This window comes from Streptomyces sp. NPDC060027 (genome assembly GCF_042737005.1).
Taxonomy (GTDB): domain Bacteria; phylum Actinomycetota; class Actinomycetes; order Streptomycetales; family Streptomycetaceae; genus Streptomyces.
In genome coordinates this window covers 21,228-35,283 of sequence record NZ_JBHWVI010000016.1, presented here as the reverse complement: position 1 = coordinate 35,283, position 14,056 = coordinate 21,228, and the positions used below count along the sequence as shown (strand labels likewise).

Sequence of the window (14,056 nt, the reverse complement as noted above, 5' to 3'; positions counted from 1 at the left end):
ACATACTGGTCATGGCCCTGTTCGCCTTCCTGGGCGCCGCCGCGGCCGGGCTGCTCGGGGCGGGCGCGCTCCGGCTGCTCCGGCGCCGCTCGCTCACCGCCTCCCTCGCGGTCGTCGCCGCCGTGGCCGTCTGCGCGATGCTCGCGGGCACGCTGGCGGTGGCGTGGGCGATGTTCCTGTCCCCGCACGACCTGAGCGTGGTCACGACGGTCGTCGCCATGGCGGCCGTCGTCTCGCTGGCCACCGCGGTCCTGCTGGGCCGCTGGGTCGTGGCCGGCAGCAGGGCGCTGACCCTCGCCGCCCGGTCCTTCGGCGACGGCGGCGACTTCGCGGCCCCCGAAGGCCCGGCGACCGCCGAACTCTCCGCGCTGAGCCGCGAGTTGGCGATCACCAGCCGCAAGCTGGCCGAGTCCCGCGACCGCGAGCGTGCGCTGGAGAGCTCGCGCCGCGAGCTCGTGGCCTGGATCTCGCACGATCTGCGCACCCCGCTCGCCGGGCTGCGCGCGATGTCCGAGGCACTGGAGGACGGCGTGGCGGCCGACCCGCACCGCTACCTGCGCCAGATCCGTACGGAGGTGGAACGCCTCAACGACATGGTCGGCGACCTCTTCGAGCTCTCCCGCATCCACGCGGGCGCCCTCGCCCTGTCCCCGTCCCGCGTCTCCGTGTACGACCTCGTCGGCGACGCCCTCGCGGGAGCCGATCCGCTGGCGCGCGAGCACGGGGTCCGGCTGATCGGCGACCGCGTCGAGCAGGTGCCCGTCGAGGTGGACGGCAAGGAGATGAGCCGTGTGCTCGGCAACCTCCTCGTCAACGCGATCCGCCGTACGCCCGCCGACGGCACGGTCGCGGTCGCCGCGCAACGCTCGGACGTCGGTGTCGTCCTGTCGGTCACCGACGGCTGCGGAGGCATTCCGGAGGAGGACCTTCCGCGTGTCTTCGACACCGGCTGGCGCGGCACCCACGCCCGCACGCCACCCGCCGGAGCGGGGCTCGGACTCGCCATCGTCCGCGGCATCGTCGAGGCCCACCAGGGCAGGGCCGCCGTCCACAACGTCCCCGGCGGCTGCCGCTTCGAGGTCACCCTCCCGACGCCGAGGGTGTAAGGACCCCCCTGCCTCTCAGCCCCTCTTGCCCCCTACCTCTCAGCCCCTCTTGCCCCGGCCGGCCGGGGCGTTCGGTCCCCGGAGTTGGTTCTCCGTCCTCTCAGGCCGGCTCCCCGCGCAGCGGCGCTCCCGCGAACTCCCGCATTCCCTCGGTGAATCCTGTGTCCGCCTTCCACCCCAGTTCGGCCCGCAGCCGGGCCGAGTCCGCGGTGATGTGCCGTACGTCCCCCAGCCGGTACTCCCCGGTCACGACCGGCCCGGGTCCTCCGTACGCGTCCGCCAGGGCCCGCGCCATCTCGCCGACCGTACGAGGCTCGCCGCTGCCGGTGTTGTAGACGGTGAGGGCGCCCTCCCGCGAACCCGCCTCCAGGGCGGCCACGTTGGCGGCGGCGACATCCGACACATGGACGAAGTCCCGCCGTTGTCCTCCGTCCTCGAAGACGCGGGGGGCCTCACCGCGGGCGAGCGCGGACCGGAAGAAGGAGGCGACGCCCGCGTACGGGGTGTCGCGAGGCATCCCGGGACCGTAGACGTTGTGATAGCGCAGCGACACCGCGGAGCCGTCCGTGGACCGGGCCCACGCCGCCGCGAGATGCTCCTGGGCCAGTTTGGTCGTCGCGTACACATTGCGCGGGTCGGCGGGCGCGTCCTCGCCCACCAGGCCCGGCGTCAACTCCGCGCCGCAGCGCGGGCAGCGCGGCTCGAAGTGCCCCGCGTCCAGATCGGCGACGGTTCGCGGCCCCGGCCGCACCACCCCGTGCCGCTCGCACGCGTACCGCCCCTCCCCGTACACGACCATCGACCCGGCGAGCACGAGCCGCCGTACCCCCGCGTCCGCCATCCCGGCGAGCAGCACGGCCGTACCGAGGTCGTTGCGCGAGACATATTCGACCGCGTCACCGAAGCCGACGCCGAGGCCCACCATCGCGGCCTGGTGGCACACCGCGTCGACGCCGTCCAGCGCGTCCGTGACCGCCTCGGCGTCCCGTACGTCGAGCCCGTCCCGCAGGTCGAACACGACCGCCTCGTGCCCCCGCGCGCGCAGCGCCGCGACGACATGACCTCCGATGAACCCGGCCCCGCCGGTAACCAGTACACGCATGACCCGAACGCTAGAACCGTCACCCCGTCCGGCGGCATCACCGCGCCCACCACGTCACCGCTCCGTAAGACCTGGGGCGACGTGGCGGCGCGTGCTCACATGCGCAGCAGCCGCTGGGTGATCTCGCGGTACTGCCGCAGCGCGTGGCGGAGTTCATCGGCCTGGGTCTCGGGGTCCTGGCCGTGCCAGCCCTCGTGCAGGGCGTGCCGGCGTTCCGTGAGGGCGCTCATGAGCTGGGCCGCGGCCTCGTCGAACGCCGTCTCGGCCTCTTCCAGCGCCTCACGCGGGTTGTTCGCGAACGTGTTGAGGGCGTGGTTGAGCCGCTGGGTGAGTTCGGCCCGCTCGTCCGATCCGAGCAGCGGCTCCGGGCCCGGCGTACGGCGCCCGGCGGACCCGGGCTGCTTGTCCGCGGGCTGCTGGGCGCGTGTCTGGTCGTACATCATCGTGGGCCACTTCCTGTACGTCGTACCGGCCGGGCGCGCAGGGCGATCCGGTGGCGACGACCGGGGGTGCCGATCGGTGCTGACGATCGGGTGCTGACGGTCGGGTGGTGACGTTCGGTCGGGGCGTTCCGGAAGGGGCGTCACCGCGGTGATCACGGTCACCGGAGGCGTGGTCTGTACACCGGCTGTCAGTCAACGCCGGGCGACCCCCCGTGTCAACGCGATCCCCGACCGGGTCGCGGACGCACCCGACCGAGGTATGCCGATCGGGATGTCGGTCCGGCCGCGCCGATGCCGCGCGGGCGGGGCGGCCGGGGCGACCGTGGGCGCGGTCAGCCGACGCCGGATCCGTCCGGTGCCGCCTGCGCGGCGCGCCGGTACTCGGCGTTGATGCGCTGGGCGTCTTCGAGCTGGTCCTCGAGGATGACGATGCGGCAAGCGGCCTCGATCGGGGTTCCGTTGTCGACGAGTTCCCGCGCGCGGGCGGCGATCCGCAGCTGGTAGCGGGAGTAGCGCCGGTGCCCGCCCTCCGAGCGGAGCGGGGTGATCAGGCGGGCCTCACCGATGGCTCGGAGGAAGCCCGGCGTGGTGCCGAGCATCTCGGCCGCCCTGCCCATCGTGTACGCGGGGTAGTCGTCGTCGTCGAGACGACCACTGAGTGGAGTGTCCGCTGTCATTTCACCTCGTTATGGCACGCGTCGAGGGGCCCTGGTGCCGTACGGCACCAGGGCCCCGAAGGAAATTGAACACCATCCGCCGGCTCTACTGCGGAGCCGACCGTCTGTTTCCGCTACCGGGCCCGAGCGACGGGCGGGTGAGCGGGGATCGCGTAGGCGTGACCTGGAACCACCTTCCATTCCGGGCTCTTGCGGCACCCGGGCCCGGACACGTCGCGGGCCGGGCGATCCTGATGGCGTCTGCTTCCTCCGTCCGTCCGCTGGATCGATCCCGTTCGAACCGGTACCGAACTCCGCCGGCTCGACGATGTCTGCACAAGAAACCCTAATCACGCCGGCGGTCGATGTCTACTGTGGCAAAGATAGATTTCGCATGGTTCGAGGCATAGAAATTCTGTGGCACGCAGCGACCGGCGGGAGCGCTGAATAGAATGGGTTTCCATGTCGAACCCTGACGAGCTGCTCGTTGACATCTCCGCCATGGTGGAGTCCGGGCACAGCACTCAGATGTCGTTGACCGTGATCGTCGGTGGTGCCGTGATCACCGGCCGGCTGGCTCCCGAAGCGGTGTGGCGGGAGCGGGTGTCGGAGGTCCTGAAGGACTCGGACCGCCTCGGCCCGTTCTCCGACGTCTTCGCTCCCGGCCGCGCGGCGGAGCGGGGCGACCGTGCCGGAGCGCCGACGCATCTGCACTTCCATCTCGCCCGCATCCTTCAGGGCAGCGTCGGGATTCCCGAGACCGGCGGGATGTACCGCGTCGCGATCAAGGACGTCAGCGCCTGGACCGTGGGCGACTTCAGGTACTCCGACCAGTGACGCGCCAGGAGGGCTTCGCCCGGTGACACGCGATGAGGGCCCCGCCGACCTGTGTCGGCGGGGCCCTCATGGTGTCCTGATCTCGGCGGATGTCCTCAGAGTTCGAGCGGGGCGGGGCTCCCGAGCAGGGCCGAGGCGTTCTGGAGCGGGCTGAGCGCGCGCGGGGGCGCGGCCACCTCCGGGGTGCGGCAGGTGAAGCCGAGGCGGGCCATGGCCCGGGTCACTTCCCCGCTCGTGAAGTCGCGGCGGTCCTGGCGGGTGATGACCTCGCCCACCTGCTTGACGGGATAGTGGCAGCGGCCGATGATCACGGACTCACCCGTGATGGGCTCGGGCTTGATCCCCTTCATCGATTCGAGCACTCCACTCTTGGAGAGGTCGAACGGGAATCGGGCGATGACACAGCGCATGTTGCCTCACAGGTAGCGGGAGAACGGGCCGAGCGGGTCCGGGGCCGAGCGGCCGGGGACGGCGGGACGCTCAGCTGGAGAGGGCGAGAACGCCCTGGGTACGGCGGAGGCCGAGGACATCACGTACGCGGACCCGGTCCGAGTACGCGGAGCCGGCGCGGAAGGCGGCGAGCTGGGCCTCGGTGACCGAGTCCGTGCATTGGTCGTCCTCGTCGCAGACGAGGAGATACCCGACACCGGCGCCCGCCATGATGGACAGGGCCACCTCGACGGTCATGTCGCCACGCACCCGCGGCCCGGACGCGTCCCTCAGGTCGACGGCGACGGCCGGGACGGGTCCCGCGGAAAACGGCTGCATCTGAACGAGCGTCAAAGGGTGCCTCCTGCGGGGTGAGTGCGGTGGAGTGTGCGGCGACCGGTCGCCGGTCCCCGCACACCGCTCACCGGCGAAGGGGACCGGCGACCGGTGTGTCGGGGGCCTGAGCCGTCGGGCCGGAGCCCGGCCACGGCTGGGCCCCCGGCCACTGCCGGGTCCCGGACTACTGCTGGGCCGTGCGGTGCGCGGCGGTACCGGTGGACCGGCCCTGGCCGGGGCGGCCACGCCGGCCCCGGGAGGAGGCGGAGGCGCCGCGGCGGGGACGCTCCGTCACCGGCGCGCGGATGACGACCGGCACGCCCGAGGGGGCCTGGGCGCCCGTGATGCGGCTCAACTCTTCCTCACCCGAACGCACTTGACTGGTCTGCGGGGTGATGCCGGCGGCGGCCATCAGCCGGGTCATGTCGCGGCGCTGGTTGGGCGTCACCAGGGTCACGACGCTGCCGGACTCGCCGGCACGGGCCGTACGGCCGCCGCGGTGCAGGTAGTCCTTGGGGTCGCTCGGGGGATCGACGTTGACCACGAGGTCCAGCTGGTCGACATGGATGCCGCGTGCCGCGACATTGGTCGCCACCAGCACCGTCACATGCCCGGTCTTGAACTGCGACAGGGTCCGCGTGCGCTGCGGCTGGGACTTGCCGCCGTGCAGGGACGCGGCGCGGACGCCGCTGTTCAGCAGGTGCTCGGTCAGCCGGTCCACCGCGTGCTTGGTGTCCAGGAACATGATCACCCGGCCGTCACGTGCCGCGATCTCGGTGGTCGTCCGGTGCTTGTCCGCCGCGTGCACGTGGAGGACGTGGTGCTCCATCGTCGTGACCGCGCCTGCGGACGGGTCGACGGAGTGGACCACAGGGTCGGTCAGGTAGCGACGGACCAGCAGATCGACGTTGCGGTCCAGCGTGGCGGAGAAGAGCATCCGCTGCCCCTCCGGACGCACCTGGTCGAGCAGCGCCGTGACCTGCGGCATGAAGCCCATGTCGGCCATCTGGTCGGCCTCGTCGAGGACGGTGATGGCGACCTGGTTCAGCCGGCAGTCGCCCCGCTCGATGAGGTCCTTGAGCCTGCCCGGAGTCGCGACGACGACTTCGGCCCCGCCGCGCAGGGCACCGGCCTGCCGGCCGATCGACATCCCGCCGACCACGGTGGTCATCCGCAGCCGCAGGGAACGGGCGTACGGGGTGAGCGCGTCGGTGACCTGTTGGGCCAGCTCCCGGGTCGGCACGAGGACCAGGGCCAGCGGCTGCCTGGGCTCGGCGCGCTGCCCGGCGGTACGGGCCAGCAGCGCGAGGCCGAAGGCCAGGGTCTTGCCCGAGCCGGTGCGGCCCCGGCCGAGTACGTCACGGCCCGCCAGGGTGTTCGGCAGGGTCGCCGCCTGGATCGGGAAGGGGACGGACACGCCTTCGTGGCCGAGCGCCGCCAGCAACGGCTCCGGCAGGGCGAGATCGGCGAACGCCTCCACGGCCGGCAGAGCGGGCGTGGTCGTCACCGGCAGTGCGAACTCGCCTTGCGGAGAAGCCTGCTGGCGTCCGTAGCTCTTCGACCGGCTGGGAGCGCCGGACCGGCCGTTGGAAGCGGCACCGAAGCGGCTGCCGCCCCTCTTGGCGCCGGCGCCCTCCGTGCGGGTGCGGGTGAAGCGATCGTTCGAGCGCGTGCGGTTCATGCGGAACCTTCCTTGACCGGGCGCGTATCAAGGAATTCCCGCAGCGAATGAGCAGCGCAGAGAATCGCGAGAACGAGCCGAATTAAATTCAGCACCGAATCGGATCGGTGCAGAATTCTCGCGGGATGTGGCGCCTGAGAAACGGCGATATCCCGGGATGAAGAGCAATGACGGGGGTGAAGAGGAATGGGGGGTCGTACGCAGGACCGGAGCAGGCCAGGAGCGGGAACAGGCCGGACGTGGAGCAGGGGGCCAGGATCGGACCGGGCGTGGCTCAGGAGCAGATCATGCGTGGACCGGGCGTGGATCTGGAGCGGCGTCGACGGCAGGAGGTCAGGAAAAGAACCGGAATGGTCACCCTGAAACCCGGAAGCGCGGTCGCGGGTCGAACTCACCGCGGACTGCCGGGACGTCTGCGCCGAGCGCCGAAAACGCGGCGAGCCGGGGCCCGCACCCCAAGGTGCGGGCCCCAGCTGCGCCGTGCGTATCAGCGTCAGGCGGAAACGATGTTCTCCGCCGTCGGGCCCTTCTGGCCCTGCGCGATGTCGAAGGAGACCTTCTGGCCTTCCTGGAGCTCACGGAAGCCGGAGCTGGCGATGTTCGAGTAGTGGGCGAAGACGTCGGCGCCGCCGCCGTCCTGCTCGATGAAGCCGAAGCCCTTTTCCGCGTTGAACCACTTCACGGTGCCTGTAGCCATGTCAATTCTCCTTCGGGACGGTGCTCGGGATCCGCACTGTGCGGACTCCGCGTCGCCGTGATGATTACCCCGCCGGAAAATGACCGGATACAAAAGAACACCACCCTGCAGGACAGGGTGGATGCTCACAAGTTTTTGGGAACCACAACTGCAACTGGAATCGACAGTAGCACGGCACGATCGATTGTGCGCGGCCGGAAATTTCACTCCGCCTGTCGATCAAGAAATCCTCATCGCGCCTGGCGTCGATTTCTTACGTCGCCGCCACAGATATTGGATCGCCCGGGTCGCAGCGTTTCTGCCCGGGGATCAGGCGGCGCAGTTCGGAAAACGTGCCGACAATCGAATCCGCGTCGACACGGGTGACGCGGCCGGCCCCGCCGCTCTCGCCGGTCCTGCCGCTCTCGCCGGTCCTGCCGCTCTCGCCGGTCCTGCCGAGGCCCGCCGGTCGGACCGCCGTGCGTCCACCCCGGACTCGACCTGCTCCCGGGACCGGCCCGGACCCGCGCCGCACGGGCCTCCCCCCCCGGGACCCGGCCCGGACCCGCGCCGCGCGGCGGTCGTGGTGGTCACCGGTGGGGCGGCGCCGGCACGGCACGTATGCGGAATCGAGACCGTTCCGCATGCCTCTCTTCGCAACTGCCGGGCCGTGTCGTGCTGTCCTGTGGGGCAGAGCTCACGGCCGCGTGCACGGTGGCCGTAAGCCGTGGTCACGCGGGGCGTGACCGTGACTTCGTCGGTCGAGAAAAGGATGGGTCATGCCCGGTCTCAGACGTACGTCGGTGATAGCGCTGGCAGGCGGAATCATGCTGTTGACGGGATGCCAGGACGCGTCGAGCGGTTCCGCCGCGGGCGCCGCCTCCTCTCCGGACGCCTCCGCCTCGGCGGACGTGCGGGCGGACGGCTCGGCCCCGGCCACGACACCCTCGTCGCGTTCCGCCGGCACGCCCGCACCGTCGCATGTCTCCGCCACCCCGGTCCGGGCCACGGAAGCCGCTCCCGCCGCGACCAGCCACGCCCCCACGGCCGTCCCCGGCTGCCGCAACCTGGCCGCGGGCGGCGAGGTGAAGGCCGCCGTGACCCGGGCGTACCGGCAGACAGTCCACTTCGCGCACATCGAGCCGGTGCCGCACGGCTTCTTCTACGGCCAGTGCGGCACCGTCCGTTACGCCGCCACCCGCTTCCAGCCCTTCGACGGCGCGACGTACGAGGAACTCGTGGGCATGCAGGACGAGGGCAGTGCCACCAAGTACTTCCGCGACTCCGGCGGCGGCTGGGTCCAGGTCGGGAGCGACGGCTTCCCCGCCGAGCCGCACGGCTGCGGAGACATCCCGGCGATTCCCGCCACCCTGGCCGCCGCCTGGAGGAACTGCGCGGTCGCGCACTGAGCCGCCCGTGCGGCCCTGGTCACAGGCGCCCGGGAGCCGCGGAGTCCGCGGTGGTCCGGGTCGGCGTGGCCGTCGTCGCCGCGTAGGGCGGGGTGTCCTGTTCGCAGGTGGCACCGACCGGCGGGAGCGCCGCCGAGGAAGTGCCGGACCGCGTGCCCGCCGACGCAGGCGCCGGGATCGTCCAGCGCGGTGTGGCCGTACCCCTTCGGCAGCGCGGTCGCCTCTTCCCGTTCCTTTCCGTTCGGTCCTGCCGGTGGTTGTCACTGGCTGCTGAGGTACCTGCCGTACGCGAGGGCGCCCGACGGGGAGGGCAGGCCCAGCTCGGCGGGTGTGAAGGCGGAGGAGCCGTTGGCGCTCGCCCGGGGCAGCAGCCACACGCCGCCCGAGCCGGCGTTCTCGCCCGGGGAGCCGACCGCCATGTCCGCCTTGCCGTCGTGGTCGTAGTCGCCGGTGGCGACGGCGGCGCCGAAGGCGTCGGCGGCCTCCGCCACGCCCGGCACGCGCGGAGTGTCCTGCTGGTACCCGACGGAGTGGCCCTCGCCCCGCGCGTCGACGAGGCCGGTCGGGCCGCCGAACAGGAGGGTCGCGGCGCCGGCGCCGGCGCCGGCGCGGGGGCCGGCGCGGGTGCCGATCGCCTCGCCGGGGGCGCCGGCGATCAGGTCGTCGCGGCCGTCGTCGTTGCTGTCGGCGACGGCGAGGGCGGCGCCGAAGCGGTCACCGGCCTCCGCGACGCCCATCACGCCGACCGTGTCCTGGTTGAGGGTCTGCTGCCGGTAGCCGAAGCTGCCGGGTGTGGCGTTGCCGTAGTGGACGTGGATGCCGCCGCCCTCGGCGATCTCCTCGGGGCCGCACGGGTCGTCGATGTTCTCGTCGGCGATCTCCCGGCATTCGCCGAGGGCCAGGTCGTCGTGGCCGTCGCCGTCGAAGTCGCCCGCGGCGAGGGCGGAGACGCCGGCGTTGTCGGTGTTCCAGGTGTTGACCATGGCGTGCCCGGTCGCGTCCCAGGCCCACAGGCGTACGTGCGACTGGGTGAAGGGAGTCGTCGTCCAGTACCCGATGGCCAGGTCCGCCGTGCCGTCCTCGGTGAAGTCGCCGACGGCGAGGACGGGGGCGTGGCCGCCCATGGGGGCGGTGACGACGGTGGTGTGGATACCGTCGGCGGTGCGCAGGACGACCTTGTCCTTGCCGCCGATCACGATGTCCCTACTGCCGTCGCCGGTCAGGTCGGCCGAGGCGACCGCCAGGCCGAACGCGGCAGACGCGGAAGGGCCGTTGAGGACGACGGAGCCCGGGCCAGGACCGCCTCTGGCGCCGCCCACCGCGACGACCGAGCCGGCGTCCGTGCCGCGGCCGGTGACGTCCTCGCCGGGGGCGCCGACGAGGAGTTCCGCGACGCCGTCGCCGCTGGTGTCCACCAGGGCCACGGAGGCGCCGAAGCGGTCGCCCGTCTCGGGGGTGCCGGGGACCTCGGGGGTGGCCTGGCTGACGCGGATGCTGCCGTGGGCGCCGATTCCCTTCGGGCCGCCCCGGACGATGTTGACGTAGCCGGCCTTCGCCTTGCCGTTGACCGTGCCGTCGGGTACGCCGACGGCGAGGTCCGCGTACCCGTCGGCGTTGAAGTCGCTCACGGTCTGCGCGGGAGCGGCGGCCGCGGCCGGAAGGGTCAGCCCGGCGGTGGCCGCGGCGACGACGGTGGCTGCTGTGGCGTACGTCCGTATCCGTGTGCGCACGGGGGCTCCAAGGTTTCCGAGGTGTGGAGTTCACCTGTGGGACGGCCGGAGGGCACCGAGGGTTGTGCCGGCGAGGGACAGGACGCGCGGGCGCGACTTCGCGGGGCGCGACTTCGCGGGGCGCGACTCCGCGGGGCTCGGTCGCTTCCCCCGTCCCCGTCCACGTCACCGTCCCCATCACCTTCCACTGCGACGGAACGCCCTGGGCGCGCATGATGCCGCCGGCCGTGTGAATTTCGCCAACTGAGCTGGAGAGGACGGGACTTCGCCGTGGGAGGAGCCCCGGTCCGCCCGTCGGCCCGGGGCCCCTCCCACCCCCGGAATCTTCACTTCCCGCGCACAACCATTCCGGCGGCTCCGTTGTCACACCCGTGTCACAGGCATCCGAAACATGCCGCGCCCGGTGCCCTCCAACCTCCGGTGACGCGCGGCCTCCCACGGCTCATGGGGGTTTGAACCACCTTGCGCAACCGCAGAATCTCGACCGCGACGGCACTCGCCGTCCTCTTCAGTTCCGTGGCGCTGACGGGCCTCGGGTCCACGGCAGCCCACGCCGACGGCCACGCCGTCCTGCCCGTCGCCTCCGTCGCCGACGTCGTCGTGGACAGCGTGCACCAGCGCGTCTTCGTCAGCGACCGGACCGGCGGCAAGGTCGTCGCCACCGACTACAGCGGCAACGTCGTCGGGACGCTCGGCTCGCTGCCGGAGGCCGACGGCCTGGAACTCTCGGCCGACTCGCGGACGCTGTACGTGGCCGTCGCGGGCAGCGACGAGATCGCGGCGATCGACACGGCCGACCTCACCGAGTCCGCGCGGTACTCGACCGGCAGCGCCGACGCCCCGACGACCCTGGCCCGCACCGGCGGGAAGCTCTGGTTCGGCTACGGCACGGCGGCCAACGGGAACATCGGCTCCCTCGACCTCTCGGGCCCGGAACCCGTCCTCGCCGTGGCCCAGGACAGCGCCAACCGCTGGTACTACGCGCCCCGGCTGGCGTCCAACCCGGCCGCCCCCGGTGTGCTGGCCGCGGGCGTGCCGGGCCTCAGCCCCTCCGCCGTGGCGACCTATGACGTCTCCGGCCCGGACGCTCCCAGGCTCATGGCCCAGGACCAGGCCGGCAGCAACCTGCGAGACCTCGCGGTGACCCCCGACGGCCGGCAGGTCGTCACGGCGAGCGGCGCACCCTACGAGCACCAGGTGCTGTCCACCACCGACCTGAAGAAAGTCGGCAGCTACCCGACCGACGCCTACCCGAACGCCGTGGACATCGCCGCGGACGGCACCGTCGCCGCGGGCATCGACGGCTCCTACGAGCCGGACGTCTACATCTTCAAGCCCGGTACCACCCAGCCGCTCCGGAAGTACGACTTCGCCGACACCGGCAGCGGCACCCTGGTTCCGGACGGCCTGGCCTGGGAGCCGGACGGCAACCACCTCTTCGCGGTCACCGGCAGCGGCAGCACGTACCGCCTCAACACGCTGAACGCGCCGACCAAGGCCGCCACCACCGTGACGCTGAGCGCGCCCGCCACGGTTGTCCCCGGCAAGTCGCTGACCGTGACGGGGAAGGTCAGTGGTGGCGATGCGCTGCCGGCCGGGACGTCGCTGACGGTCACTCGTACCGATGCGCAGTCGCCGTCGGGCAAGGCGCTGGCTCCGGTGACGACGGGCGAGGACGGGACGTTCTCCTTCACCGACACCCCGTCGGTCGAGGGCGACGCGAAGTACGCGGTCTCCTACGCGGGCGACGCGAGCCATGCTCCGGGGTCCGCCACGCGGACCGTGGCGGTCACCCGCAGCGCCACCACGGTGACGGTGAGCGCGCCCGCCACGGCCACCCGCGCCAAGTCGCTGACCGTCACCGGCAAGGTCGCCAACGCCGACGCGCTGCCGGCCGGCACGGCACTCACCGTCAAGCGCACGGACCTGGAGTCGCCCTCCGGCAAGGCGCTGGCCTCGGTGAAGACCAAGGCGGACGGCACCTTCTCCTTCACCGACACCCCGTCGGCCGGCGGCGACGTGAAGTACGCGGTCTCCTACGCGGGCGACGCGTCCCGTGCCGCGGGTTCGGGCTCCGACACGGTGGCCGTCTCCCGGACCGCCACCACGCTGAGCCTGAACAACAACGGCAAGGTGTACTCGTACGGCAAGGACGTCACCTTCACCGCGCACCTGGGCACCACCTACAAGAACCGCACGGTGGAGATCTGGGCCAACCCCTACGGCTCGGACAAGCCCGACGTCCTGGTGAAGAAGGCGACCGTCAACTCCAGCGGAAACGTCTCCGCCGTGGTGGACATGAAGCGGGACACCACAGTCACCGCGGTCTTCGCCGGTGACGCGCGCACCGCCCCGAAGTCGGTCAAGGCCACCGCGTACGCCGAGGTGAGTGTCTCCACCTCTCTGGCGAAGTACTACAAGACGGGCAAGGTCAGCGCGAACTCCTCGACGTACTACTGGTACCGCAAGGACGCCGGCCCGCTGTTCACCACCACGATGAGCTACTACTCGGGCCGCCACCACCGGCTGGACCTCGACGTCTACGTCCAGGGCCAGTGGCACCGCGGTTACGAGGAGTTCTTCGAACTGGGCACCGACGGCAAGAGCGTCATCGACCTCGGCTCCTCCGACGAGGCGGGCCTCCGTGTCCGCGTCCGGTCGGCCTACATCAACGACTCCTCCGGCGACAACGTCAACTCCACCACCTACAGCTCCTGGAAGTACATCTACTTCACCAACTGACCTGCGGCCCCGGGCCGTCGGCGGAGAAGCACCGAGCCGCCGTCGGCCAGGGCTTCTGAGAGGGCGGCTGTGACGGGGAAGCCGCGTCGCAGCCTGAACGAACTGTGGCAGCCGGGACGCGTTGGCGTACGCGTGTCCCGGCTGTCTGAGCCGGCCCCCACCGCCGATGCTCGTCATCGCGGTGACAGGGGCAGTGGATGTCAGCCGCGGAACAAGTCATTGCATGCAATAGAGCCCGACATAAGCCTTCCCGTCCCACGGCTTTCCTGCAAGGACGAAAGCCGTGTAGCTCATAACCCGTACAGCTGGAAATGCGGCGGTTCAATTCGATCAATTCGGGCTGAACCGCCGCAGGCGCCTGCATTTACGTAGCGATCTGGAGACCAGGGGCCGCGTCGGCCAGACGATTCACACTCGATCTGGCGCGAGAGCTGCACGGCCGGGAGACCGTGCCACGCCCCCTCGATCCGCAGCAGGGGCTGGACGGTCGCTGGTCGCTGGTTGCTGAGGTCTGCGGGGCCGTTCAGTCGCGCGGCCGGGGTCAGTAGCGGTCGGTCACGGTCGCGGTGGTTGCTGTACTCCGCTGCTGTACCGCGGCTCTCACTTCGCGTCCCGCTCCAAGAGCAGGCTGATCGATCCGTCCTCAAGAAGGATTGATGCCCCTTCAAGTGCGGACCATCCTTGCTTGCTTGCTTGCTTGCTTGCTTGCTTGCTTGCTTGCTCGCCGCGCTCGCGCACCGGGCCGACAGCGCCCGCACCCATTCGGCATCCCGGGGCACGCCACGGAATACCTGGGGACCCAGGTGCGAAGACCCCACGGTGCCTATCATCTTCTGGAATGCACAAAGGGCCTTCTGCGCAGTCACGACGCCCAGCTACTTCGAATCCTGTGATTGACCCTGGTCACGC

The 14,056-nt window shown here is 71.3% G+C and carries 12 protein-coding genes; 4 read left to right on the top strand and 8 right to left on the bottom strand.

Features of this window, described 5'->3' with window-relative positions:
• The first annotated feature begins 11 nt into the window (after positions 1-11).
• On the top strand, positions 12-1,106 hold the full coding sequence (locus tag ACFWBT_RS06560; protein ID WP_385696781.1) for a sensor histidine kinase: 1,095 nt from the start codon (positions 12-14) through the stop codon (positions 1,104-1,106).
• Positions 1,107-1,206: 100 nt separating this feature from the next.
• Here the strand turns inward: ACFWBT_RS06560 and ACFWBT_RS06555 are convergent, their stop codons facing one another.
• The 3 genes from ACFWBT_RS06555 to ACFWBT_RS06545 form a co-directional block, all read right to left on the bottom strand.
• A complete protein-coding gene (locus tag ACFWBT_RS06555) occupies positions 1,207-2,208 on the bottom strand; it encodes an NAD-dependent epimerase/dehydratase family protein (RefSeq protein WP_385696702.1) in 1,002 nt (333 codons plus the stop codon).
• Positions 2,209-2,303: 95 nt separating this feature from the next.
• Positions 2,304-2,651 carry a hypothetical protein gene (locus ACFWBT_RS06550; RefSeq protein WP_385696700.1) on the bottom strand — a complete coding sequence of 116 codons (348 nt, stop codon included), beginning with the start codon at positions 2,649-2,651 and terminating at the stop codon, positions 2,304-2,306.
• Between the two features lie 332 nt (positions 2,652-2,983).
• Positions 2,984-3,328 (bottom strand): MerR family transcriptional regulator, encoded by a 345-nt coding sequence (locus ACFWBT_RS06545; RefSeq protein ID WP_385696697.1) that lies wholly within the window; start codon positions 3,326-3,328, stop codon positions 2,984-2,986.
• 441 nt (positions 3,329-3,769) lie between these two features.
• Between ACFWBT_RS06545 and ACFWBT_RS06540 the strand changes: the two genes are divergently transcribed.
• Positions 3,770-4,144 (top strand): hypothetical protein, encoded by a 375-nt coding sequence (locus ACFWBT_RS06540; RefSeq protein WP_385696695.1) that lies wholly within the window; start codon positions 3,770-3,772, stop codon positions 4,142-4,144.
• A 95-nt stretch (positions 4,145-4,239) separates the two neighbouring features.
• On the opposite strand, the gene ACFWBT_RS06535 is transcribed toward ACFWBT_RS06540, so the two are convergent.
• From ACFWBT_RS06535 to ACFWBT_RS06520, 4 genes are all read right to left on the bottom strand, one after another.
• Positions 4,240-4,554: an SCO5918 family protein gene (locus ACFWBT_RS06535; protein WP_385696692.1), complete on the bottom strand. Its 315-nt coding sequence runs from the start codon at positions 4,552-4,554 to the stop codon at positions 4,240-4,242.
• 70 nt (positions 4,555-4,624) lie between these two features.
• Positions 4,625-4,912, bottom strand: coding sequence for a CBS domain-containing protein (locus tag ACFWBT_RS06530; RefSeq protein ID WP_385696690.1), 288 nt, complete (start codon positions 4,910-4,912; stop codon positions 4,625-4,627).
• A 181-nt stretch (positions 4,913-5,093) separates the two neighbouring features.
• Positions 5,094-6,590, bottom strand: a complete 1,497-nt coding sequence (locus ACFWBT_RS06525; protein WP_385696688.1) for a DEAD/DEAH box helicase — start codon at positions 6,588-6,590, stop codon at positions 5,094-5,096.
• Positions 6,591-7,083: 493 nt separating this feature from the next.
• The gene (locus tag ACFWBT_RS06520) at positions 7,084-7,287 is read right to left on the bottom strand and encodes a cold-shock protein (RefSeq protein WP_103550103.1); all 204 of its coding nucleotides are present in this window, start codon (positions 7,285-7,287) and stop codon (positions 7,084-7,086) included.
• A 758-nt stretch (positions 7,288-8,045) separates the two neighbouring features.
• Here ACFWBT_RS06520 and ACFWBT_RS06515 point away from each other — a divergent pair.
• Complete coding sequence (locus tag ACFWBT_RS06515) at positions 8,046-8,675, top strand: hypothetical protein (RefSeq protein ID WP_385696683.1); 630 nt, start codon at positions 8,046-8,048, stop codon at positions 8,673-8,675.
• A 260-nt stretch (positions 8,676-8,935) separates the two neighbouring features.
• On the opposite strand, the gene ACFWBT_RS06510 is transcribed toward ACFWBT_RS06515, so the two are convergent.
• Positions 8,936-10,405, bottom strand: coding sequence for an integrin-like protein (locus tag ACFWBT_RS06510; RefSeq protein ID WP_385696681.1), 1,470 nt, complete (start codon positions 10,403-10,405; stop codon positions 8,936-8,938).
• 462 nt (positions 10,406-10,867) lie between these two features.
• Between ACFWBT_RS06510 and ACFWBT_RS06505 the strand changes: the two genes are divergently transcribed.
• Positions 10,868-13,147 carry an Ig-like domain repeat protein gene (locus ACFWBT_RS06505; protein ID WP_385696678.1) on the top strand — a complete coding sequence of 760 codons (2,280 nt, stop codon included), beginning with the start codon at positions 10,868-10,870 and terminating at the stop codon, positions 13,145-13,147.
• Positions 13,148-14,056 lie beyond the last annotated feature (909 nt).

Excerpts from the sequence above, each read along its gene's own strand:
- ACFWBT_RS06540 (WP_385696695.1), top strand. The coding sequence starts at position 3,770 with ATGTCGAACCCTGACGAGCTGCTCGTTGACATCTCCGCCATGGTGGAG.
- ACFWBT_RS06550 (WP_385696700.1), bottom strand. The coding sequence starts at position 2,651 with ATGATGTACGACCAGACACGCGCCCAGCAGCCCGCGGACAAGCAGCCC.
- ACFWBT_RS06530 (WP_385696690.1), bottom strand. The coding sequence starts at position 4,912 with ATGCAGCCGTTTTCCGCGGGACCCGTCCCGGCCGTCGCCGTCGACCTG.
- ACFWBT_RS06555 (WP_385696702.1), bottom strand. The coding sequence starts at position 2,208 with ATGCGTGTACTGGTTACCGGCGGGGCCGGGTTCATCGGAGGTCATGTC.
- ACFWBT_RS06535 (WP_385696692.1), bottom strand. The coding sequence starts at position 4,554 with ATGCGCTGTGTCATCGCCCGATTCCCGTTCGACCTCTCCAAGAGTGGA.
- ACFWBT_RS06560 (WP_385696781.1), top strand. The coding sequence starts at position 12 with ATGGCCCTGTTCGCCTTCCTGGGCGCCGCCGCGGCCGGGCTGCTCGGG.
- ACFWBT_RS06525 (WP_385696688.1), bottom strand. The coding sequence starts at position 6,590 with ATGAACCGCACGCGCTCGAACGATCGCTTCACCCGCACCCGCACGGAG.
- ACFWBT_RS06515 (WP_385696683.1), top strand. The coding sequence starts at position 8,046 with ATGCCCGGTCTCAGACGTACGTCGGTGATAGCGCTGGCAGGCGGAATC.
- ACFWBT_RS06520 (WP_103550103.1), bottom strand. The coding sequence starts at position 7,287 with ATGGCTACAGGCACCGTGAAGTGGTTCAACGCGGAAAAGGGCTTCGGC.
- ACFWBT_RS06545 (WP_385696697.1), bottom strand. The coding sequence starts at position 3,328 with ATGACAGCGGACACTCCACTCAGTGGTCGTCTCGACGACGACGACTAC.